Source organism: Arthrobacter sp. Y3224198 (assembly GCF_059090025.1).
Genome location: NZ_JBNHFG010000024.1, coordinates 1 through 21808, shown reverse-complemented (window position 1 = coordinate 21808; position 21808 = coordinate 1). Strand labels below are relative to the sequence as shown.

The window sequence follows — 21808 nt, the reverse complement described above, 5'->3', positions numbered from 1 at the left end:
TAACGGCTGGCTCCAACTCTGCGAAACTGGGACACATGTCCCGCTCATCCATACATCTCGTCCGCCATGGTGAAGTCTTCAACCCGGACAAGGTTCTCTACGGCCGCCTTCCGGAGTTCCATCTGTCCGAGCTGGGCCGTCAGATGGCGGACCGCGTAGCCGGTCACTTTGCCGAACAGCGCAGCCAGGGTGCAAACCTGGTGCACCTGGTTGCTTCGCCGCTGACCCGCGCACAGGAGACGGCGGCACCGGTTGCAGCGGCCCTGGGACTGGAGATCACCACGGATGAGCGGATCCTGGAGGCAGAAAACCGCTTCGAGGGAATGTCCCGGATCCAGAGCAAGCTGCGCAACCCGCGCTACTGGCCCCTGCTGCGCAACCCCATGCGTCCGTCCTGGGGCGAGCCGTACGCCAAGCAGGTGGCGCGCGTCATGGCTGCCGTCGACGACGCGCGGCTGCGGGCCGTGGAACTGGGCGGGGACAATGCCGAGGCCATCCTGGTCAGCCATCAGCTGCCCATCTGGGTCACCCGGCTGGCTGCCGAAGGGCGGAAGCTCTGGCACGATCCGCGCCAGCGCGAATGCACACTCACCTCCGTGACCACCTTGGACTTCGACGGCGCCGTCCTCACCGGTGTGCGCTACGCCGAGCCCAGCGCGGACCTGCTGCCCGGGGCAGCAAATGTGCCGGGCGCATAATACAATTACTACGCGTTGTAGAAGTGGCTCCGTCCTGCCGCGATGAAAGCTGGAAATCCTTGAAGAACCGTCAGAGCCCTGCTGGGGACCTTGGTCGCCGCTCCTTCCTGCGCCTCGGCGCCGGACTTGCCCTCGGCGTCCCCATCGCTGCAACCGTTGCCGGCTGCTCCTCGGATGACCCGCTGGCCGAGCAGGCGAACGCCGGAGACAACAAGAACTACATTGCCGGCGACGGTTCCGTCACCGAATACGACCCCGCCGACCGCGGCGAGGCCGTCCAGTTCAGCGCCACCCTCTTTGACGGCACCGAAGTGAACTCCGCGGACTGGGCCGGCGACGTCGTGGTCCTCAACTTCTGGTACGCGGCCTGCGCGCCGTGCCGGAAGGAAGCCCCTGACCTGGTGGAACTGCACAACACTTTTGAACCGGACGGAGCCCGTTTCTACGGCGTGAACATCCGGGATGAAAAGGCCACCGCCGAGGCCTTCGAGCGGAACTTCAACATTCCCTACCCCAGCTTCATGGACAAGGACGGCGGAGTGCTGCTGGCCATGACCAGCTACGTCCCGCCGCAGGCCGTACCCACCACCCTCGTACTGGACCGGCAGGGCCGCGTGGCCGCCCGGATCCTCGGACTGGCTGAAAAGGGCACCCTGAAGGCCCTGATCAGTGACGCGCTGGCTGCGTAAGGGCCGTGTCCTTCGTCCCCGCTGCGGTGCTCCCTGCTGCTGAATCCACCGCTAACGCCTTTGCCGACACAGTCCTGAACGGTTCCGTGCTGCTGGCCATCCCGGTGGCCGCCCTGGCCGGACTCGTGTCCTTCCTCTCACCCTGCGTGCTTCCGTTGGTGCCGGGATACCTCGGGTACGTCACCGGACTGACCGGCGTCGACCTGCAGAAGCAGCGCCGCGGCCGGATGTTCGCGGGCATCGGCCTGTTTGTGCTGGGCTTTTCCGTCGTTTTCGTCGCCCTGGGTGCAGGCATCGGCCAACTCGGGGCCTGGCTGAAGGGGTCCGAGCAGGAATGGATCTCCCAAGTCCTGGGTGTTGTGGTGGTGCTGCTGGGCATTGTTTTTATGGGCGGGATGAGCTGGTTCCAGCGGGACCGCAAGATTGAAGCCAAGCCGCCTGCCGGGCTCTGGGGTGCGCCGGTACTGGGCATCACCTTCGGCCTGGGCTGGGCGCCGTGCATTGGCCCCACCCTTTCCGCGGTCCAGCTGCTTTCCTTCTCCGGCAGTGACGCCAGCGCAGCCAAGGGGGCACTGCTGACCTTCGTGTACTGCCTCGGACTCGGCCTGCCCTTCCTGCTCATTGCCATGGGCTTCCGCCGCGGCATGGGTGCCCTGGGCGTTTTCCGCCGCCACCGGCTGGCCCTCCAGCGTTTCGGCGGGGGCATGCTGATTGCACTCGGTGTGCTGATGATCACCGGTGTGTGGAACCTGTGGATCAACCAACTCCAAGGTTGGTTGGGTAACGTGACCCTGCCGATCTGATGTGGCCCATGACAGACAGTGAGACCCGACGAACCATGAGAACACCTTGACCCCGGAATCGGATGACGTGAAAGCACTGAAGGACCGCCCGTCCAAGACCCGCCCGCCCAAGGGCCGCCGGGACGACGTCGCGCTGCCGGCACTTGGCCTGTGGGGCACGCTGCGCTGGGCCTGGGGCCAGCTGACCAGCATGAAGACGGCACTGTTCCTCCTGCTGCTGCTCGCCGTTGCGGCCGTGCCGGGCTCCCTGTTCCCGCAGCGCCCCGCCAATCCCTCCGTGGTCACGCAGTACATCAAGGACAACCCGGGGACCGGCCCGTGGCTGGACCGCTTCCAGCTCTTCGACGTCTATTCGTCGGTCTGGTTCTCGGCGATCTACCTGCTGCTGTTCATTTCGCTGATCGGCTGCGTCATTCCCCGGGCCAAGGCACACTTCAAAGCCATGCGCTCCAAGCCGCCGCGCACCCCCAGCCGGCTGTCGCGGATGCCGGAGTACGGAACCCTGGCCATCCCGGCCGGCACGGTGACGCCGGCCGACGCTGTCCGGGACGCCGCCGCGATCCTGCGCAAGCGCGGCTACCGGGTGGACATCCGGGATGCGGACGGCGACCGGCCGTCGGTGGGAGCCGAGCGCGGCTTCGCCAAGGAACTGGGCAACCTGGTATTCCACACCTGCCTGATCGGCGTCCTTGCCTCCGTGGCGGTGGGCGGCCTGTTCGGTTACAGCGGCCAGAAGATCGTGGTGGAGGGTGAGTCCTTCGTCAACACCCTGGTCAGCTACGACACCTTCACCCCCGGCTCCAACTTCACCGAGGACCAGCTCAGCCCCTACTCGCTGACCCTGGACAAGTTCGACGTCGAGTTTGACCGTGAGTCCCAGACACACTTCGGCCAGCCGCTGGACTTCACCGCCCACATGACCGTCAAGGACGGCCCCGATGCCGAGGCGCGCCAGGAGGAGCTGAAGGTCAACGCGCCTTTGACGCTCGGCGGCACCCGGGTCTACCTGGTGGGCAACGGTTATGCGCCCATGGTGACGGTGCGCGACGGCGAGGGCAACGTGGCCTTGGAAGGGCCCGTGGTGGCCGTGCCCACCGACGGCGTATACACCTCGCTGGCCGTGATCAAGGCACCCGATGCCAAGCCGGACCAGCTCGGCTTTGTCGGCTTCTTCCTGCCCAGCGCCGCCATGGACAGCAGCGGAGTGAGCTACTCCTACGATCCGGATCCGCTGGAACCGCAGCTGAACCTGAACTCCTACTACGGTGACCTGGGCCTGGACGAGGGCGTTCCCTCCAACGTCTACGTGCTCGAAACCGAGGACCTGACGCCGCTGAACAACCGCGACCTGGACGCCGGCGGCATTGTGCTGGACGCCAACGAGACCTACGAGCTGCCCGACGGCAAGGGTTCCATCACCTTCGACGGACTCAAGCGCTACGCCGCCCTGGACGTCCACTACGACCCGGGCAAGGCCGGCGCGCTGGTGTTCTCCGTCCTGTCCCTCTCCGGCCTGGCTGCATCGCTGTTCCTGGCCCGGCGCCGGGTCTGGGTACGTGCCGGACAGCATCCGGACGGCCGCACCATGGTGGAATACGGTCTGCTGGCCCGCGGCGAGGACGCCCGTCTGACCAGCGAGTCCGCGGCGATCCGCAGCCTCCTGACCCAGAAGTGGCTGGCGCCGCGCACCGCAGGAGGACAAAATGTTGAGCGGGTCGACGCGCCCGCCGCCGCGGCAGGCGACAGCCCGGCAGAGCGCGACCCCGCCGCTCCCGCATCGAACGACCATGTTTCGAACAACCCCGCATCAAACGATGAACCAGGTAAGGACCGGTAATGGACCCCATCGATTACGACCTCGCGCGCTATAGCGAGTTGTTTATGCTGCTCGCGGCCTTCACCTACACGGTCGCCTTCCTGGCTTTCGCCTGGGACCTGGCCAAGAGCAGCAAGACCATCCAAGCGGTGGAGAACCGGCTTGAGCAGAAGCAGGCCGTACGCCAGAGTGTTCCTGCCGGTGCCGCGGGGGCGGACCTGGACAAGGGCATTGCCCGGGACTGGGATGCGGAAAGCAGCCGGGAGGCGCAGACCGCCGACGCCGGGATGGGTTACTCCGGGCCGCGCCGCAACGCCGCACGCGTGGGCGTTGCCCTGACCGTGCTGGCCGCCGCCATCCACGCCGCCGGCGTCATCAGCCGCGGTATGGCCGCACACCGTGTGCCGTGGGGCAACATGTACGAATTCTGCACCACCGGCGCCCTGGTGGTGGCCGTGGTCTTCCTGCTGGTGCTGACCCGGCGCGACCTGCGCTTCCTGGGCACGTTCGTCCTTGGGCTGGTCCTGGTGATGATGATGGCAGCGACCATCGGATTCCCCACCCCGGTGGCACATCTGGTGCCCGCCCTGCAGAGCTACTGGCTGATCATCCACGTGTCCGTGGCCGTGCTTGCTTCAGCGTTGTTCACGCTGACCTTCGCCATGTCCGTCCTGCAGCTGCTCCAGTCCGACCGCGAGTCCCGTATCCGTGCAGGCCGGCCCGAACGCCTGCGCTTCATGCACATTGTGCCCTCGGCGCAGAGCCTGGAGAACCTGTCCTATCGCATCAATGCGGTCGCCTTCGTGCTGTGGACCTTCACGCTGATGGCCGGCGCCATCTGGGCCGAGCAGGCCTGGGGCCGGTACTGGGGCTGGGACACCAAGGAAGTCTGGACCTTCGTGATCTGGGTGGTCTACGCCGGTTATCTCCATGCCCGCGCCACCCGCGGCTGGACCGGGACCCGCGCAGCGTGGCTTTCGATTGTGGGTTACCTGTGCGTGATCTTCAACTTCGGCATCGTGAACGTGTTCTTCTCCGGACTGCACAGCTACTCCGGCCTGTAGGCCCTACCGGTCCAACCCAAAAGACCCGCCCCGGATTCTTCAGGGGCGGGTCTTTTGCTGTCTGGACTGTGTTTTGTTGGACTGTGCAGGCTGGGAGCGTCTGGCCGGGCGGGAGCGTCAGGCGCCGGGCAGCCCGTCGTCGTTCTGCTTTCCGCGGCCCTCTTCGCGTGCCCGGAGTTCGGCTTCGCGGCGCTTGAGCTCGGCTTCCTTCTGCGCCTGGCGCCGGCGGACCTCGAGGTTCCGCAGGAACTCCGGGTCGTCGTCGGGCGCTGCGGGACGACGGCGGGGCTCACTGGGACCGGCGCCGCCCGTGGGGCGGCCGAACAGGAACCAGAGCAGCGCACCCAGGACCGGGATCAGGATGATGGTGAACAGCCAGGAAACCTTGGAGATACTGCGCACCTCGTCGGCCCGGGACATGATGCAGTCGATAACGGCGTAAATGATCACGGCAGCGACAACGATGACGCCGAACAGTACGAGACGAGGCATACCAACAGTGTAGTTGAGGGGCGGCCGGCGGGTGTCAGGGAACGGAAGGAACCGGCCGGGCATCCACCGCCTAGAATGGAGGCGTGGCTTTCTGGAAATTTACCGCTCTCCGCCTTGGTTTGGTGGCCGTTTTCTTTGTGATCAGCTTGTGGCTTGGCCTGGGCATTGTGCTTTCGGCGCTTGTGGCCGCAGTGCTGGCCTGGTGCGTGACCTATCTCTTCGCCCGCAACATGCGCGATGAGGCTGCCCGTACGGTGCAGCGGCGCTTCACCGAGGAGCGGGCGCCCAAGCGCAACCGTTCCGAGCTCGACGACGCCGCGGCCGAAGACGGCATCGCGGCGGACACCGCCCAGCCGGAAGCGGACGCAGACCGCCGGCGGGACGCCTAGCTAGCCGAGCAGGCGGGTGATCACCAGGCCGGCGCCGTACAGCACGCTGAAGCCCAGGTTGATCAGTCCGGTGTGCTTGAGCACCGGGACCAGGCTGCCGCGCTTCTTGCCGGTGAGCATCAGCCAGGCCGGCAGGATGCAGGCCGGCAGCAGCAGCAGCACCAGCAGGACCCACGGATAGCTGCCGGCAATAAACAGCGGCAGCAGCAGCGCCAGGGCCAGCATCATTACGTAGCTGATCCGGGCCGGACCGTCGCCCAGGCGGACGGCCAGCGTGCGCTTGCCCGCTTCGCGGTCCGTGGGGATGTCGCGGACGTTGTTGGCCATCAGCAGGGCCATGGCGATGAGTCCGGTGCTGATGGCGCCGAGGACCGCTGCGGTGTTGATTTCCAGGGCCTGCGTGTACGTGGTGCCCAACGTGGCGACCAGCCCGAAGAAGACAAAGACAAACACGTCGCCCAGGCCCAGGTAGCCGTAGGGGTTCTTGCCTCCGGTGTAGCCCCAGGCGGCGGCGACACAGCCCACGCCCACCAGGATCAGCGGCCAGGTTCCGGCGAGGACCACCAGGACAACCCCGGCCAGCATGGCGGCGCCGAAGCAGGCGAACGCCGCGTACTTGACCTGCTTGGGTGTCGCCAGCCGCGATCCGGTCAGCCGCAGCGGCCCCACCCGGTTGTCGTCGGTGCCCCGGATGCCGTCCGAGTAGTCGTTGGCGTAGTTCACGCCGACCTGGAGCAGCACGGCAATCAGCGCGGCCAGGACGGCGCGGGCGGGGGAGAAGCTTCCCAGGTCATAGGCGGCGGCGGAACCGATAATCACCGGCGCCACTGCCATCGGCAGCGTCCGGGGCCGGGCGCCTTCCATCCATTGGGCGGCTGTAGCCACAGTGTCAGTCCTTAGTTCGGTGAAGAGTTGTGCAACTGTTTCGGGTGTTCAGACGGCAAAGCGGTCAGTGCCGTGCGGCGGCCAGCAGCCGCAGCAGGGTCATCCGGTCCGCTTTGCCGTTGGGCAGCAGGGGAAGGGATTCCAGCAGCAGGACCACCTTCGGAACCGCCGCGGGGCCCAGCGTGGAGCGGACGGCGGTACGCACCAGTTCCGGGTCCACGCTGCCGACGACGGCGGCTCCCACCCGGGAGCCCCATTCGGCGTCGTCCAGGCCCAGGACAAAAGCCTGCTCCACGCCGGCCACGGTTTCCACGGCCTCGGCCACGGCCTGCGCGGACACCTTGATGCCGCCGCTGACAATCACGTCATCCAACCGCCCCGAGACGCTGACCCGGCCCTCGCCGTCCACCGTTCCGGTGTCATCGGTGCGGAACCAGCGGCGTCCGGAGTTGAAGCGGAACCGGTCGCGGGTCAGCTCCGGGCGTCCCATGTAGCCGTCGGCCAGCACGTCCCCGGCAATCCAGAGGCGGCCCTCGTCCCGGATCACGTCGACGCCGGGCAGCGGCAAGCCGTTGTAGACGCAGCCGCCGCAGGTTTCGCTCATGCCGTACGTGGTCACCACGTTGAGTCCGAGGCCTCGGGCCTTTTCCAGCAGGGGAGCGCCGGCAGGTGCCCCGCCGAGCAGGATGGCGTTGAACCGCCGCAGCACGCGCAGCGTCTGAGGTTCCGGGTCCTGCAGCAATCGGTGCAGCTGCGTGGGAACCAGCGAGGTGAAGCGGTTGCGGTCCGTCATCTCGGTGGCCGCAGCGGTGAAGGCATCCGCGCTGAACGGGACGGACAGATCCATAAACACCGGCTGCGTGCCGGCGTAAAGGGAGCGCACCAGGACCTGGATGCCGGCAATGTAGTTCACCGGAAGGGCGGCCAGCCACTGGCCGTCGGCTTCCAGCGCCACTGCCGTGGCCAGCGAGGACGCGGCAAGGGCATCGGTGCTGAGCATGGTCTGCTTGGGTGTGCCGGTGGACCCGGAGGTGCTGATCACCAGGGCAATGTCGTCATTGGGCAGTTCGCCCTCGAACTTCTGGTTCGGGTCCGTGTGAGGCGCGACGGCGGGACCTTCCCCGGCCAGCGCGTCGGCCAGCGGGGCGAGCAGCATGCCGGCGTCGAAACCGGGTTTCGTCAGGACTGGGAGCAGTTCCAAGGACGTCCTAGAAGTAGTAGGGGAACGAGGACCAGTCCGGGTCGCGTTTGGCCAGGAACGCTTCCTTGCCTTCCACCGCCTCGTCGGTCATGTAGGCCAGGCGCGTGGCTTCGCCGGCAAAGACCTGCTGCCCGGCCAGGCCGTCGTCGGCCAGATTGAAGGCGAACTTGAGCATCCGGATGGCCTGCGGGGACTGCCGGGCAATGTCCGCAGCGTATTCCAAGGCCACCTTTTCCAGGTTTTCGTGGTCCACGGCTTCGTTGACGGCGCCCATTGCCACCATGTCCTCCGCGGAGTACTCCCGGGCCAGGAAGAAGATTTCGCGGGCCTTTTTCTGGCCGATCTGCCGGGCCAGCAGCGCCGACCCGTAACCGGCGTCGAAGCTGCCCACGGTAGCGTCCGTCTGTTTGAACTTTCCATGCTGCCGGGAAGCGATGGTGAGGTCGGAGACCACGTGCAGGCTGTGCCCGCCGCCGGCTGCCCAGCCGTTCACCACGGCAATAACCACCTTGGGCATGGTGCGCATCAGGCGCTGGACTTCCAGGATGTGCAGGCGGCCGGCACGGGCCGGATCAATGGTTTCCTTTGTTTCGCCCTCTGCGTACCGGTAGCCGTCGCGCCCGCGGATGCGCTGGTCGCCGCCGGAGCAGAACGAATGGCCGCCGTCCTTGGGGGAGGGGCCGTTGCCGGTGAGCAGCACGGTGGCGACGTCGGGGGTCATGCGGGCGTGGTCCATGGCCCGGTAAAGCTCGTCCACGGTGCCCGGACGGAACGCATTGCGCACCTCGGGCCGGTTGAACGCAATCCGCACGGTGGGCAGGTCGCGCAGGACGGCGCCCTCGGCGTCGCGTTCCACCTGCCGGTGGTACGTCATGTCCTGCAGGTCCTCGAACCCGGAGACAAGACGCCACTGCCGCGGGTCGAAAATATCGGACACCTGTGCTGGAAGTTCTGTGCTCACAAACCGAGTTTATCGCCCGGCGCGGTTCCCGCCGGACACCGCGCTGGGGGTCCCGGACCCGGCGGGAATCGGCCGATAGGCAGAAGAACAGGCGTGACCTCTGTCCGTAAGCGCCCGAAAGCCCCAAGCTTGTACCTATGGCTGGCTCCGTTTCGGGGATTGATGGCCCCGCATCAGACGCAATGCTCTCCCTTGGCCGGTTCTTCACCCGATGGGATGAAACCGATGACGGCCGGGCGGTGTTCCGCGAAGGCGGACGGGAAGGGGACGCCTTCTACCGGAACCGGTGGAGCCACGACAAAGTGGTGCGTTCCACACACGGGGTGAACTGCACCGGCTCCTGCTCCTGGAAGGTCTACGTCAAGGACGGGATCATCACTTGGGAGGCCCAGGAGACGGACTACCCCACGGTGGGCCCGGACCGGCCGGAGTATGAACCCCGCGGCTGCCCCCGCGGAGCGGCGTTTTCCTGGTACACGTATTCGCCCACCCGGGTGCGGTTTCCCTACATCCGCGGAGTGCTCCTGGAGATGTACCGGGAAGCCAAACAGCGCACCGGTGACCCCGTGCTGGCCTGGGAAGAGATCATGGATGACCCCCAGCGGCGCCGGACTTACCAGCAGGCCCGCGGCAAGGGCGGACTGGCCCGCTCCAGCTGGGCCGAAGCCGTGGAAATGACGGCTGCCGCCCACGTTTCCACCATCAGGAGGTACGGTCCGGACCGCTGCACCGGGTTCTCGCCCATCCCGGCCATGTCCATGGTGTCCCACGCGGCCGGCGCCCGGTTCATCAACCTCATCGGCGGGGTGATGAACAGCTTCTACGACTGGTACGCGGACCTGCCGGTGGCAAGCCCGCAGGTGTTCGGCGACCAGACCGACGTCCCGGAATCCGGGGACTGGTGGGATGCCACCTACCTGATGATGTGGGGTTCCAATATCCCCGTCACCCGCACCCCGGATGCGCACTGGATGGTGGAAGGACGCTACCGGGGCACCAAGGTGGTCTCCGTCAGCCCGGATTATGCCGACAACACCAAGTTTGCCGATGAATGGCTGCCCGCTGCTGCCGGTTCCGACGCGGCACTGGCCATGGCGATGGGGCATGTGATCCTCAAGGAGAACTTTGTGGACCGCAGGGTCCCGTTCTTTGAGGACTATGTCCTGCAGTACACCGACCTGCCGTTCCTGGTGGGTCTGGAGGAACGCGGCGACGGGACGGTGGTGCCCGGCAAGTTCCTGACCGCGTCGGACCTGGGCGGCGCGGGGCGGACCACCGACGCCGCGTTCAAGACCGTGCTGCTGAACCGGGAGACCGGCGCCCCGGTGGTGCCCAACGGCTCTGTGGGCTTCCGTTACAACGACGACGACGCCGGCAAATGGAACCTGGACCTGCAGGGCGTGGTGCCGGCCCTGTCGGTTGCTGATGCCCGCACCCGGCAGCGCACCAGCCGGGTGGACCTGCCCGCGTTTACGGATGCCTCCGGCACGGGTTCCGTGGTGACCCGCGGAGTTCCGGTCACCACGGTCGCGGGCCGGACGGTCACCACGGTCTTTGACCTCATGCTCGCCCAGTACGGGGTGGGCCGGGACGGGCTGCCGGGGGAATGGGCCGCAGGTTACGACGACGCCGCCACCCCCTACACGCCGGCCTGGCAGCAGGAAGTCACCAACGTAAAACCGGAAGCGGTCATCCGCACCGCCCGGGACTTTGCCGCCAACGCGGAGAAATCCAATGGCCGGTCCATGATCATCCTCGGCGCCGGCATCTGCCAGTGGTACCACGGCGACGTGACCTACCGGGCCATCCTGGCCATGCTGATGCTCTGCGGCTGCCAGGGCCGGAACGGCGGCGGCTGGGCGCATTATGTCGGCCAGGAAAAGTGCCGGCCCATCACCGGGTGGGCGGCAATGGCCTCCGCGGGGGACTGGAACCGGCCGCCGCGGTTCATGATCGGCACCGCGTTCTGGTACATGCATACCGACCAGTTCCGGTCCGACGGCTATTCTTCGGATGCCATGCAGTCCCCGCTGGCCGCAGGCCACCTGCGCGGGCTGCACACCGCGGACGTCATTGCGAAGTCCACCCGGATGGGCTGGATGCCGTTCTTCCCGCAGTTCGACGCACGGAATTCACTGGACGTGGCGGACGACGCCGCAGCGGCCGTGGCGCGCGGCGAGGCGGACAGCGAGGCGGCCTGGGTAGCACGGCAGCTGAAGGAGGAGAAGCTGCGCTTTGCGGTGGAGGACGTGGACGCTCCGGAGAACTGGCCGCGCACCCTGGTCCTCTGGCGGTCCAACCTCCTGGGTTCCTCCGCGAAGGGTGAGGAGTACTTCCAGAAGCACCTGCTGGGCACCTTGAACAACGTGATGGGCAAGGACCACGAGCAGGCGCGGCCCCGGGACGTGGTGTGGCGCGAAGAGGCACCGCAGGGAAAGCTGGACCTGCTGGTCTCCGCGGACTTCCGCATGACAAGCTCCACGCTGCTCTCCGACGTCGTGTTCCCGGCTGCCACCTGGTACGAGAAATACGATCTGTCCTCCACGGATATGCACCCGTACGTGCACGCCTTCACCCCGGCCATTCCGCCGCCGTGGGAAGCCAAAACCGACTATGACCTGTTCCGGCTGCTCGCGGAGGAAGTCTCCCGGCAGTCCGCCACGCACCTGGGCGTGCGGAAAGACATGGTCGCCACGGCGCTGACCCATGACACCCCCTCAGAGATAGCGCAGCCCGGCGGGCACGCCCCGGACTGGAAGGGTACGGACATCCCGGCGGTCCCGGGAAAGAACCTTCCCTCGCTGGCGGTGGTGGAGCGGGACTATACGGCCATCGGGGAGAAGTTCACCGCCGTCGGACCGCTGGCGGACAAGCTGGGGTTCACCACCAAGTACGTGACATACGATGTGTCCCGGCCGCTGGACCAGCTGGCCCGCAAGCACGGGGTCTTTGACCGCGGTGCTGCCATGGGGCGGCCGGCGGTGGACACGGATGCCCGGATGGCCGAAGCGATCCTGATGCTTTCGGGCACCACCAACGGGGAACTGGCGGTCCAGGGCTTTAAGACCTTGGAAAAGAAGACCGGAATTCCGCTGGCGGACCTGGCCGAAGGGGCGGAGGACCGGCTGATCACCTTCCGCGACACCCAGGACCGGCCCACGCCGGTCATTACCTCCCCGGAATGGTCCGGATCGGAGACCGGCGGCCGCCGCTACGCGCCGTTCACCATCAACATCGAGCGGCTCAAGCCCTTCCACACCCTGACCGGCAGGATGCACTTCTTCCTGGACCACGACTGGATCCTGGACATGGGGGAGGCGCTGCCGATCTACCGTCCGCCGCTGGACATGCACCGGCTGTTCGGCGAGCCGCAGCTGGGTACCCGAGGCGAACTCTCCGTGGCCGTGCGGTACCTGACCCCGCACAACAAGTGGTCCATCCACTCCGAGTACCAGGACAACCTGCTGATGCTTTCCCTGTCCCGGGGCGGAACGTCCGTATGGATGAGCGAGGAGGATGCCGCGCTCATCGACGTCTCGGACAACGACTGGGTGGAATGCGTGTCCACCAACGGGGTGCTCGTGGGCCGGGCCATCGTCAGCAGTCGGATGCCCGCGGGCGTCCTGTACGTCTACCACGCACAGGAACGGATCATCGACGTGCCCAAGTCCGAAGCCACCGGCAGGCGCGGCGGCATCCACAACTCGGTGACCCGGATCCTGGTCAAGCCCACGCACATGATCGGCGGCTACGCCCAGTTGTCCTGGGCGTTCAACTACCTCGGTCCTACGGGCAACCAGCGCGACATTGTCAGCGTGGTCCGCAAGCGTTCCCAGGAGGTGCAGTACTGATGCGAATCATGGCCCAGACGGCAATGGTGATGGCGCTGGACAAGTGCATCGGCTGCCACACCTGTTCGGTGACCTGCAAACAGGCCTGGACCAACCGGGCCGGCACCGAATACGTGTGGTTCAACAATGTGGAGACCCGCCCCGGGCAGGGCTACCCGCGCCGGTACGAGGACCAGGAACGGTGGAAGGGCGGCTGGGAGCTGAACAGCCGCGGCAAGCTGAAGCTGAAGGCCGGCGGCCGGCTGGCGAAACTCTTCGGCATCTTCGCCAGCCCGGTCCAGCCGGAGCTGAACGACTACTACGAGCCGTGGACCTACGACTACGAGAACCTGATCAATGCGCCCGCCGGCAAGGATTTCCCGGTGGCCCGGCCCAAATCCCTGATCACCGGGGAAAACATGAACATCTCCTGGTCCGCCAACTGGGACGATGACCTGGGCGGATCGGAACGGACCAACCGGCAGGACCCGGTGCTGGAAAAGCTGCGCAGCGAGGCCGAGGTGAAGGTCAAAGCCGATTTCGACAACACCTTTATGTTCTACCTGCCGCGGATCTGCGAGCACTGCCTGAACCCGTCCTGCATGGCCTCCTGCCCGTCCGGCGCCATCTACAAGCGCGAAGAGGATGGCATTGTGTTGGTGGACCAGGACCGGTGCCGCGGCTGGCGGCAGTGCATCACCGGCTGCCCGTACAAAAAGATGTACTTCAACCACCGCTCCGGCAAGGCCGAGAAGTGCACGTTCTGCTATCCCCGCATCGAGGTAGGCATCCCCACTGTCTGCGCGGAGACCTGCGTGGGCCGGCTGCGGTACATCGGGATTTTCCTGTACGACGCCGACCGGGTCACCGAAGCGGCGGCCGTGGCGAATGAGCAGGACCTCTACGAGGCACAGCTGGACCTGATGATGGACCCCAATGATCCGGAGGTGATTGCCGGCGCCCGGGCCGAGGGGATCCCCGAGGACTGGCTGGACGCGGCGCAGCGCTCACCGGTCTACGCGATGGCGAAGGTCTTCCGGGTGGCGCTGCCGCTGCACCCCGAATACCGGACCATGCCGATGGTCTGGTACGTGCCGCCGCTGTCCCCGATCGTGGATGTGCTTAACGAACAGGGGCACGACGGCGAGAATGCGGACAACCTCTTCGGCGCGATCGAGGCGCTGCGGATTCCGGTGGAATACCTGGCGGAGCTGTTCACTGCCGGGGACACGGACCTGGTCACGGGAGTACTGCGCAAGCTCGCCGCCATGCGGGCCTACATGCGGGACATCACCCTGGGGGACGTGCCCAATGAGCAGATCGCGGCCGACGTCGGCATGACCGGGGAACAGGTTGTGGCGATGTACCGGCTGATGGCTGTGGCTAAATACGAGGAGCGCTATGTGATCCCCAGCGCCCACTTGGAGGACGCACACAACCTGGAGGAGATCGGCTGTTCCCTGGATGTGGAGGGCGGTCCGGGCATGGGACAGACCGGAGTGTTCGGTGAAGCCTCCGGACGGCCTACTCCGGTGGCGGTGGAGAACTTTGAGGCGCTGCAGGCCCGGCAGCGCGGTGATGATCCCACCGGAAACGGGAATCTGGGCGGACGGGTGAACCTGTTGAACTGGGACGGCCGCGGATCACCCAAGGGACTGTTCCCCGCGAACAACAACCGGGGGGCGGCCGATCCGGACGCCGGCGAGGGCAAGGGAGCGGTATACGACCAGGCCCCCGGCGACGGCCCGGCGTCGGACCTGGGGAGGGCCGACACCGGCGGCCCGGAGCCGGGAAGACCTGACGGCCGGCCCGGCGGCAGGCACAGCGGAGGGCCGGACGGCGGTGAGCCGGGTGTCTCCGGAGCGTCCGGCACATCCGGCTCCCCGGGCGGAGGTCACCCCGGCGGGGATCCCGGCGACCCCGGCGGCGGCCCGGAACCCCGGGAGCGGCCGTGAGCCTGCTGGAGAAGCTGCTGGGCAAACCGGGGAAGGGCACGCTTACGCCCGAACCGTATGCCGACGCGCACCCGGACCGCAGCCGGATCATCCGGCAGGCCGCCGCCCTGCTGCTTGAATACCCGGAACGGGAATTGGTGGACCTGGTGCCGGGAATCCGGTCGGCCCTGGCCGAAGCAGGTGCGCCGGCGGACAGCCTGGAGCCGTTGTTCACCTGGTTCACGTCCACGCCCCTGCGGGAGGTGCAGGCCGCCTATGTCCAGGAATTCGACCTTTCCAAGCGGCACAGCCTGCACCTGACCTACTGGACCGACGGTGACACCCGCCGTCGGGGCGAGGCGCTCGCCGCGTTCAAAGAGGTCTACCGCTCGCACCGGGTGCTCCCCGAGGGCACCGAACTGCCGGACTACCTGCCGTTGGTGCTGGAGTTCGCCGCCAAGGTATCCCCGGAGGACGGCTACGAGCTGCTGCAGCGCTACCGCCCCTCGGTGGAGTTGCTCCGGCTGGCGCTGCGGGATGACGGACTGCCCTGGGAAGGGGTGCTGACCCTGCTCTGTTCCACCCTTCCCGGAGTGTCGCCCGAGGATTCCGCAACGGTAATGCGCACCGCCGGATACGGTCCGCCCACGGAAACCGTGGGGCTGGAACCCTACAGTTCCCGGCTGCTGCCGGTGAGTGAAAGGAACGGTCCGTGATGCACACCGATTTGCTGCGGCCGGAACCCGGAACGGTGGTGCCGCTGGACGTCCCGCCGCCGGGAAACGTGCAGGTGGGCCTGGATGATGTGATGCTTTGGGGCGTCCTGCCCTACCTTGTGGTGGCCATCCTGGTTTTGGGGTCCATCTGGCGGTACCGGTATGACCAGTTCGGCTGGACCACCCGCTCCTCGCAGCTCTATGAGTCCCGGCTGCTGCGCATCGCCTCGCCGCTGTTCCACTTCGGAATCCTGGCGGTCATTGTGGGGCATTTCGTGGGACTGGTGATTCCGAAGAACTGGATGGACGCCATCGGGGTAAATGAGGACACCTACCATTTCTTTGCCCTGACCGTGGGGACGATTGCCGGCGTCGCGACCCTGGTGGGCATCGTGCTGCTGATCTACCGGCGCCGCACCACCGGTCCGGTGTTTATGGCCACCACCCGCAATGACAAGGTGATGTACATTTTCCTGCTTGCTGCCATCCTCGCCGGACTGGCCACCACGGTTTTCTCCGTCTTCGACACCAACATCGTCAATTACCGGGACACGGTGGCGCCGTGGTTCCGCTCTATTTTCATCCTGCAACCGGACATCCTCGGGATGACGGCTGCCTCAATGTCCTTCAAGATCCACACCATCACCGGGCTGGTGCTGTTTGCCCTCTGGCCTTTCACCCGGCTGGTGCATGCGTTCACCGCACCGCTGCACTACTTGTTCCGGCCCTACATCGTCTACCGGTCGCGGGGAAAGCGCCCGGCACGGGGCGCAGTCCCGCCGCGCCGCGGCTGGACTCCGGTAGGCACCCCCGACCGGGACCGCCGCGGCGTCCCCCGGAACTAAGGCCGTCCACCCACTGAATTTCCGCGACCCCGGCAGCAAAAGGCAGGAGGCCCGCCATGCCGGCTACATCCGATTCCCCGGCTCCCACCTTAAAGTCCGGGCAGCTGAAGAACCTGATAGTTGCCACCATTGCATCCACGGTCGGGTTCTGGGCCTGGACGATCATCGGTCCGCTCTCCAGCCGATACGCCGCGGACATGGATCTGGGTGCCGGGCAGACCTCCGTCCTGGTGGCCATGCCCATCCTGGTGGGCTCGGTGGCGCGCATCCCGGTGGGCGCCCTGACCGACCGCTACGGCGGTCGGATCATGTTCACCGTGATCCTGGGTGTTACCGCGCCGCTGGTGCTGCTGACCGGCATCATCGGACGGCTGGGCAACTTTCCGTTCCTGGTGGTGGTCGCCTTCTTCCTGGGCATTGCCGGCACGGTGTTCGCCATCGGCATTCCCTTTTGTTCGGCCTGGTACGAACGCAGCCGGAAGGGTTTTGCCACCGGCATCTTCGGCGCGGGCATGGTGGGAACGGCCGTCTCCGCCTTCTTCACGCCCCGGCTGGTGGGCGCCGTCGGCTACATGGGCGCCCACATCACCATCGCCGTCGTTGTTGCCGTTATGGCAGTGATCAGCTGGCTGGTCCTGCGTGAGTCCCCGGCCTGGTCCACACCCACGGAACCGGTGCTGCCCAAGATCACCCATGCCTTCACCCTGCGTGTCACCTGGCAGTTGTGCTTCCTGTACGGCGTGGTGTTCGGGGCCTTCGTAGCGTTCTCCAACTACCTGCCCACCTATCTGGGCAACGTGTATGACTACGATGCGACCGCTGCCGGAACCCGGACCGCCGGGTTTGCGGTGGCAGCCGTTATTGCCCGTCCCATCGGCGGCACGATTGCCGACAAGGTAGGACCGAAGCTGGTCACGCTGGCCTCCTTTGCCGGGACGGTGGTGCTGGCGGTGATCGTGGCGCTGCGGCCGGAGGAGGAGCGGGTCTACGGCACGGCGTTCATCCTGATGGCCCTGTTCCTGGGGCTCGGTACCGGCGGTGTCTTCGCCTGGGTAGGCCGGGCCGCACCGCCGCAGGACACGGGCACCATTGGCGGAATCATTGCCGCCGCCGGCGGGCTGGGCGGCTATTTTCCACCGTTGGTCATGGGTGCGACTTACGACCCGGAGAACCGCAGCTACTTTGTCGGGCTGATGCTGCTGGCCGCCTTTGCGGCCGTGGCGTTCCTGCTGACGTTCACCGTCCGCAACGGCGGGCGGGTGGATGAACGGGTGCGCACCTGAGCTTCCGCCTGCCCCTGCCTTCCTCCTGCCTGTGCCGGCCGGTCGGGCGTACAGTCGGGTGCATGGGTGCAACTGAACTGATCCTGATCCGGCACGGTGAGAGCGCAGGCAATGTTGCCGCCACCCGGGCCAGCCGCGAAGGTGCCGAGCGCATCGAGATCCAATGGCGGGACCCGGATGTGCCGCTCAGTCCCAACGGTGAGGAGCAGGCGTCTGCCCTGGGCCGCTGGTTCGCCGGGCTGCCGGCCGAAGAACTCCCTGACGCCGTGTGGTGCTCGCCGTACCTGCGGGCCCGGCAGACGGCGGAGCTGGCCGGCCTGGCCGGAACCGCAGGGGGTATGCGTATGGACGAACGCCTCCGCGACCGGGAACTCGGCGTTCTGGACCTGCTCACCTCCGCCGGCGTCGCCGCCCGCTACCCGGAGGAAGCGCAGCGGCGTGCCTGGCTGGGGAAATTCGTCTATCGGCCGCCGGGCGGGGAGTCCTGGGCCGACGTCGCCCTGCGCCTGCGTTCGGTCTTCCGGGACCTGGACGAGGAAGAGGACGGCAAGCGGGTGGCCGTGGTCTGCCACGACGCGGTGATCATGCTGATCCGCTACATCTGCGAACGGTTTTCCGAGCAGGAGCTGCTGGACCTGGCCGCCGCCAACAGCGTGCGCAACGGATCGGTGACCCGGCTGGTGCGGCCGGACGGCACCGGGCCGTGGAAGCTGCACACCTTCAACAGCGTGCTGCACCTCGAAGAGGGCGGAGCGCCGGTCACCGAACACGCAGGAGATGAACATGACATCCACCCCCGCTGACATCGTCACCCCCGACCTGCTGCGCGGCTGGCAGCTGTCCACGGACACCGCCGGCAAGGAGGAGCGCGGCACCGTGCTGGTGATCGGCGGGGAACGCCGCACCCCCGGCGCGGTGATGCTCACGGGCCTGGCCGGTCTGCGTGTGGGTGCGGGGCGGCTGACCATGGGCCTGGCGGACTCGGTGGCAGCAGCCGTTGCCGTGGCGATTCCGGAATCCGGCGTTGTGGGCCTGGCCGAGGCCGGTGGCGGCATCGACGGGGCGGCGGCAGGGGCGGCGCTCCAAGCGGACCTTGAATCCGCAGCGGCGGTGGTGATCGGGCCGGGGATGGCCGACGCCGGACAGACCGCCGAGCTGTTGAAGACCGTGGTGCCGCTGCTGGGGGAGAAGGTGCAGGTGGTGCTGGACGCGTACGCCCTGGGTGTCCTTCCCGGACTCCCGAAGCTTTTCGAGCCGCTCGCGGGCCGGCTGGTGCTCACGCCCAACCGCACCGAGATCCTGCACCTGCTCGGTGAGGAAGACGCGGACGAAGACGACCTGGACCTGGCGGAGGCCTCCCTGGAGGCAGCCCGCAAGTACTCTGCCGTGGTTACGGCACAGAACCTGATTTCGGCCCCGGACGGTTCCAGCTGGGAAGTGCCGGCCGGCAACCCCGGGCTGGGCACCTCCGGCTCGGGCGATGTCCTGGCCGGAGCGGTAGGCGGCTTCCTGGCCCGCGGCGCAACGCCGGCGCAGGCAGCCTGCTGGGGCACCTACCTCCACGCGGTGGCGGGGGACCGGCTCTCGGCGTCGCGCGGACCGCTGAACTTCCTGGCCCGCGAACTGCTCGAGGCCATGCCGCCGGTAATTGCCGAGCTGCGCTGACGGGATTACCCGGCGTCGTTGGCGCGGAGTCCACGGGTCCCGACGGCGGGGACACCGGGTTTCGCCGCCGGGCTGGATGCCGGGCTGCGCCTTGGAAGCACCGCACGGGCCTGCACTGGACGGACGCCGGCCCATATCCTGAAGGAATGACAGCAAACCAATACCGGGCGGATCCGCCGGAGCCGCCCCAGACCCGGATTCCCTGGCTGCCCTACCGCTTCACCCGGAGCGATGCCGTCGCGGCGGGGTTCTACGTCCTGTTCCTGCTGCTGTTGAGCTTTGTGCCGATCAACATCCCCGGGCTCGCGGCGCTGCTGCCGGACCCGGTGGTTGCCGCGTACGTCATCAATCTCGCCTTTTACGCCATCGCCGGTGTCCTGGCCTTCATAGCTGCGCGTAAATATGTGGCACGCGAGTCCCGGATCCTCGCCACCCGCCCGGTGCTGACCGCGGCGCTCATTCCCCTCGGCGTGATCCTCACGATCATTGCCAGCATGGTGGGCGTGATTATCTCCGGCTCTGCCGAGACCGCCGTTAACCAGGAAGCGGTTCAGGGGCTGGTCACCGAGATGTCGCCCTGGCTGGTGGTGCCCCTCGTGGTGGTGCTGGCGCCCTTTGTGGAGGAGTACATCTTCCGGCACCTGCTGATCGGCAAACTCAGCCGTTACTGGAACATCTGGGCCTGCAGCATCCTGTCGGTCCTGCTGTTCGCCTCGATTCATATTGTCGGCAAGGAATCCCTCTCCCTGCCGGTGCTGATGCCGTACATTGCCACCGGCGCCGTCCTGGTGGGGATGTACGTCTGGGCGGGAAACAACTTCATGCTTTCCTACGGGGTGCATGCCGCCAAGAACCTGCTCAGCGTGGTGCTCATCTACGCCATCCCGCCGGAGCTGCTGCAGCAGTAGCCGGAACCGGATCCCACGAGCCCTCGAGCGTGTTCCGGCATGCCGTGGCGGAGTCCATTAGGATCGGGGCACTGACCGGACGGCAACGGTTGTCCGGCCCTAACGAGGGGGAGTTCCACGGCTGTGGGTTCGGGTATTGGCGCGGTTGTCGTGATTTTGTACTTCCTGGCCGTGGCAGCACTTGCGGTTCTGGTTGTCTGGGCCCTGATCCTGGTGATCACTTACCTCCGGCTGCGGATTGCCCAGCTGCGCGGCGGATCCGCCGGTACCGGAACGTCCTAGGGCAGGACCCGCGGGGCCTCCGCAAGGACCCCCAACACCTGGCTGCGTCGGGCCCGCCCGGATAAGGGGGCCGGCCCGACGTCGGCGAGGCGCCGTCCACGACTGCCGACCCAGCCGGGCAGTAGATCAGCTGATGCAGAACTCGTTGCCCTCGGGATCTGCCATGGTGTACCAGGTATGTGGTCCCTGCCTGGCCTCGTAGAGGAAGGACGCGCCCCGCTTTTCCAACGCGGCACGCTCCTCGTCCTTGTCCCGGCCCTCCAGGCGCACGTCCAGATGGATCCGGTCCTTTACCGTTTTGGTCTCGGGGACCGGCTGGAACAGGATACGCAGCCGGTCCTTCTGTCCCACCTGGTCCGTGGGGCAGATGGCGGCACCGTCCCGCCAGACCCGGACACCGTTGTGCTTAATGACGTCCTCGGGCGTTGCGAACCCCTGGTCCAGGGCGGACTGGATGAAGTCCTGGTCGGTGGGCTCCAGCGTCCATCCCAGGGTTTCCGCCCACCAGTCCGCCTGGGTATGGGCGTCGGTGCAGTCAACACAGATCTGTATGTTCGTCATGGAACAGAGCCTAGGGGAGCCGTATCACCCCAGGGACGCGATCGCGGTCAGCTACGGTCCGCAATTGCAATTCCGTCAGGAGTCCGCCCTTTCGATCCGCTCACTTTCGGGGGCCCGGACCGGAGCGCCGTTGCACGGCAGAACCCGCTCCGGCCGGGCCAAGTAGAAAAAAGAGCTCCGGGCGTCCGAGCCGAACCCGCCCGGCACCATCAGCGTGGAGTAGCGCTGGCACCACTGCGGCGTGTCGACGGCGGCGGCCAGGGCGGTGGCGACGGCGGCAACGTTGTGGAACCACATCAGCTGCTGCTCACCTTCCGAGATCAGGGAGATCAAGTCCAGTTCGGGATCCGCCGAGACCTCGGCGTCGCTCCACTGCTCCCAGCCCTGAAGCCGGCGGCCGTGGATCCAATGAATGTTGTGGCCGGGCGCGAAGCCCGAGCAGTTGCTCAGGGCTGAACTGCTGAAGTCGGGGTTGTTGAAGCCGGAGTTGCTGACACTGGAAATGCTCACAGTGGGTTCCTTTTCAGGTTGTCCTTGCCTGCAGCGGATGAAGCAGGCCGCTTCGTCATCCGAACCACCCGCCGAACAGTGGGGTTGGTGTGGGGCCAGTCGGAGCTTTTGTGTCCGGGGAAACCGGACGGAGGCCACATCTCGTGAAGCTGAAAACTACTGTAGCCGAGGGCGCTGACATTTCGACAGGGGTGACGTTTTGCCTTCGGACGCCGGACGCCGGACGCCGGACGCCGGACGCCGGACGCCGGGCACCGCGCACCGGGCACCGGGTGG

21 protein-coding genes and 1 riboswitch are annotated in these 21808 nt (G+C 66.8%); of the genes, 15 read left to right on the top strand and 6 right to left on the bottom strand.

What is annotated here, in order from left to right:
• Positions 1-35: 35 nt before the first annotated feature.
• The 5 genes from AC5RUF_RS12540 (at position 36) to ccsB (ending at position 5070) form a co-directional block, all read left to right on the top strand.
• Positions 36-698 carry a histidine phosphatase family protein gene (locus AC5RUF_RS12540; RefSeq protein ID WP_493997178.1) on the top strand — a complete coding sequence of 221 codons (663 nt, stop codon included), beginning with the start codon at positions 36-38 and terminating at the stop codon, positions 696-698.
• 59 nt (positions 699-757) lie between these two features.
• Entirely contained in the window at positions 758-1387 is a 630-nt protein-coding gene (locus AC5RUF_RS12535; RefSeq protein WP_493997179.1) for a TlpA family protein disulfide reductase, read from the top strand.
• A 5-nt stretch (positions 1388-1392) separates the two neighbouring features.
• On the top strand, positions 1393-2190 hold the full coding sequence (locus AC5RUF_RS12530) for a cytochrome c biogenesis CcdA family protein (RefSeq protein WP_493997180.1): 798 nt from the start codon (positions 1393-1395) through the stop codon (positions 2188-2190).
• Between the two features lie 76 nt (positions 2191-2266).
• On the top strand, positions 2267-4027 hold the full coding sequence (gene resB, locus AC5RUF_RS12525; RefSeq protein ID WP_493997181.1) for a cytochrome c biogenesis protein ResB: 1761 nt from the start codon (positions 2267-2269) through the stop codon (positions 4025-4027).
• Positions 4027-5070 carry a c-type cytochrome biogenesis protein CcsB gene (gene ccsB / locus AC5RUF_RS12520; RefSeq protein ID WP_494130787.1) on the top strand — a complete coding sequence of 348 codons (1044 nt, stop codon included), beginning with the start codon at positions 4027-4029 and terminating at the stop codon, positions 5068-5070. The genes resB and ccsB overlap by 1 nt, the downstream gene beginning before the upstream one ends.
• Positions 5071-5187: 117 nt before the next feature.
• Here the strand turns inward: ccsB and AC5RUF_RS12515 are convergent, their stop codons facing one another.
• Positions 5188-5562 carry a PLD nuclease N-terminal domain-containing protein gene (locus tag AC5RUF_RS12515; protein WP_494130786.1) on the bottom strand — a complete coding sequence of 125 codons (375 nt, stop codon included), beginning with the start codon at positions 5560-5562 and terminating at the stop codon, positions 5188-5190.
• A gap of 83 nt (positions 5563-5645) precedes the next feature.
• Here AC5RUF_RS12515 and AC5RUF_RS12510 point away from each other — a divergent pair, with 83 nt between their 5' ends.
• Positions 5646-5951, top strand: a complete 306-nt coding sequence (locus AC5RUF_RS12510; RefSeq protein ID WP_494130785.1) for a DUF4229 domain-containing protein — start codon at positions 5646-5648, stop codon at positions 5949-5951.
• Here the strand turns inward: AC5RUF_RS12510 and AC5RUF_RS12505 are convergent, their stop codons facing one another.
• The 3 genes from AC5RUF_RS12505 to AC5RUF_RS12495 form a co-directional block, all read right to left on the bottom strand.
• Positions 5952-6836 (bottom strand): 1,4-dihydroxy-2-naphthoate polyprenyltransferase, encoded by an 885-nt coding sequence (locus tag AC5RUF_RS12505; protein WP_493996743.1) that lies wholly within the window; start codon positions 6834-6836, stop codon positions 5952-5954.
• 64 nt (positions 6837-6900) lie between these two features.
• Positions 6901-8037: an AMP-binding protein gene (locus AC5RUF_RS12500; RefSeq protein ID WP_494130784.1), complete on the bottom strand. Its 1137-nt coding sequence runs from the start codon at positions 8035-8037 to the stop codon at positions 6901-6903.
• Between the two features lie 7 nt (positions 8038-8044).
• Entirely contained in the window at positions 8045-8998 is a 954-nt protein-coding gene (locus AC5RUF_RS12495) for a 1,4-dihydroxy-2-naphthoyl-CoA synthase (protein ID WP_493996745.1), read from the bottom strand.
• A gap of 137 nt (positions 8999-9135) precedes the next feature.
• On the opposite strand from AC5RUF_RS12495, the gene AC5RUF_RS12490 reads away from it, so the two are divergent.
• From AC5RUF_RS12490 to AC5RUF_RS12450, 9 genes are all read left to right on the top strand, one after another.
• Positions 9136-12849, top strand: a complete 3714-nt coding sequence (locus AC5RUF_RS12490) for a nitrate reductase subunit alpha (RefSeq protein ID WP_494130783.1) — start codon at positions 9136-9138, stop codon at positions 12847-12849.
• On the top strand, positions 12849-14783 hold the full coding sequence (narH, locus tag AC5RUF_RS12485; protein WP_494130782.1) for a nitrate reductase subunit beta: 1935 nt from the start codon (positions 12849-12851) through the stop codon (positions 14781-14783). Before AC5RUF_RS12490 ends, narH begins: the two co-directional genes overlap by 1 nt.
• The gene (gene narJ, locus AC5RUF_RS12480; protein ID WP_494130781.1) at positions 14780-15478 is read left to right on the top strand and encodes a nitrate reductase molybdenum cofactor assembly chaperone; all 699 of its coding nucleotides are present in this window, start codon (positions 14780-14782) and stop codon (positions 15476-15478) included. The genes narH and narJ overlap by 4 nt, the downstream gene beginning before the upstream one ends.
• Positions 15478-16323, top strand: coding sequence for a respiratory nitrate reductase subunit gamma (gene narI, locus AC5RUF_RS12475; protein ID WP_493997944.1), 846 nt, complete (start codon positions 15478-15480; stop codon positions 16321-16323). Before narJ ends, narI begins: the two co-directional genes overlap by 1 nt.
• A 56-nt stretch (positions 16324-16379) precedes the next feature.
• Positions 16380-17606 carry an MFS transporter gene (locus tag AC5RUF_RS12470; RefSeq protein WP_493997942.1) on the top strand — a complete coding sequence of 409 codons (1227 nt, stop codon included), beginning with the start codon at positions 16380-16382 and terminating at the stop codon, positions 17604-17606.
• Between the two features lie 62 nt (positions 17607-17668).
• On the top strand, positions 17669-18409 hold the full coding sequence (locus AC5RUF_RS12465; RefSeq protein WP_493997941.1) for a histidine phosphatase family protein: 741 nt from the start codon (positions 17669-17671) through the stop codon (positions 18407-18409).
• Complete coding sequence (locus tag AC5RUF_RS12460) at positions 18390-19271, top strand: NAD(P)H-hydrate dehydratase (protein ID WP_494130780.1); 882 nt, start codon at positions 18390-18392, stop codon at positions 19269-19271. The genes AC5RUF_RS12465 and AC5RUF_RS12460 overlap by 20 nt, the downstream gene beginning before the upstream one ends.
• Before the next feature lie 146 nt (positions 19272-19417).
• Positions 19418-20179 carry a CPBP family intramembrane glutamic endopeptidase gene (locus tag AC5RUF_RS12455; protein WP_493998143.1) on the top strand — a complete coding sequence of 254 codons (762 nt, stop codon included), beginning with the start codon at positions 19418-19420 and terminating at the stop codon, positions 20177-20179.
• Between the two features lie 123 nt (positions 20180-20302).
• Positions 20303-20461, top strand: a complete 159-nt coding sequence (locus tag AC5RUF_RS12450) for a hypothetical protein (RefSeq protein ID WP_494130779.1) — start codon at positions 20303-20305, stop codon at positions 20459-20461.
• Between the two features lie 126 nt (positions 20462-20587).
• Here AC5RUF_RS12450 and AC5RUF_RS12445 read toward each other — a convergent pair whose 3' ends face one another.
• Together AC5RUF_RS12445 and AC5RUF_RS12440 are read right to left on the bottom strand one after the other, a co-directional pair.
• Positions 20588-21022, bottom strand: a complete 435-nt coding sequence (locus tag AC5RUF_RS12445) for a VOC family protein (protein ID WP_493998141.1) — start codon at positions 21020-21022, stop codon at positions 20588-20590.
• Positions 21023-21097: 75 nt separating this feature from the next.
• The gene (locus tag AC5RUF_RS12440) at positions 21098-21532 is read right to left on the bottom strand and encodes a hypothetical protein (RefSeq protein WP_493998140.1); all 435 of its coding nucleotides are present in this window, start codon (positions 21530-21532) and stop codon (positions 21098-21100) included.
• 15 nt (positions 21533-21547) lie between these two features.
• Positions 21548-21681: riboswitch (SAM riboswitch) on the bottom strand.
• Between the last annotated feature and the right edge of the window lie 127 nt (positions 21682-21808).

What these genes read in the sequence shown, in the direction of transcription:
- AC5RUF_RS12540 (WP_493997178.1), top strand. Translation starts at nt 36, where the DNA reads ATGTCCCGCTCATCCATACATCTCGTCCGCCATGGTGAAGTCTTCAAC.
- ccsB (WP_494130787.1), top strand. Translation starts at nt 4,027, where the DNA reads ATGGACCCCATCGATTACGACCTCGCGCGCTATAGCGAGTTGTTTATG.
- AC5RUF_RS12515 (WP_494130786.1), bottom strand. Translation starts at nt 5,562, where the DNA reads ATGCCTCGTCTCGTACTGTTCGGCGTCATCGTTGTCGCTGCCGTGATC.
- AC5RUF_RS12490 (WP_494130783.1), top strand. Translation starts at nt 9,136, where the DNA reads ATGGCTGGCTCCGTTTCGGGGATTGATGGCCCCGCATCAGACGCAATG.
- narH (WP_494130782.1), top strand. Translation starts at nt 12,849, where the DNA reads ATGCGAATCATGGCCCAGACGGCAATGGTGATGGCGCTGGACAAGTGC.
- narI (WP_493997944.1), top strand. Translation starts at nt 15,478, where the DNA reads ATGCACACCGATTTGCTGCGGCCGGAACCCGGAACGGTGGTGCCGCTG.
- AC5RUF_RS12470 (WP_493997942.1), top strand. Translation starts at nt 16,380, where the DNA reads ATGCCGGCTACATCCGATTCCCCGGCTCCCACCTTAAAGTCCGGGCAG.
- AC5RUF_RS12465 (WP_493997941.1), top strand. Translation starts at nt 17,669, where the DNA reads ATGGGTGCAACTGAACTGATCCTGATCCGGCACGGTGAGAGCGCAGGC.
- AC5RUF_RS12460 (WP_494130780.1), top strand. Translation starts at nt 18,390, where the DNA reads ATGACATCCACCCCCGCTGACATCGTCACCCCCGACCTGCTGCGCGGC.
- AC5RUF_RS12455 (WP_493998143.1), top strand. Translation starts at nt 19,418, where the DNA reads ATGACAGCAAACCAATACCGGGCGGATCCGCCGGAGCCGCCCCAGACC.
- AC5RUF_RS12445 (WP_493998141.1), bottom strand. Translation starts at nt 21,022, where the DNA reads ATGACGAACATACAGATCTGTGTTGACTGCACCGACGCCCATACCCAG.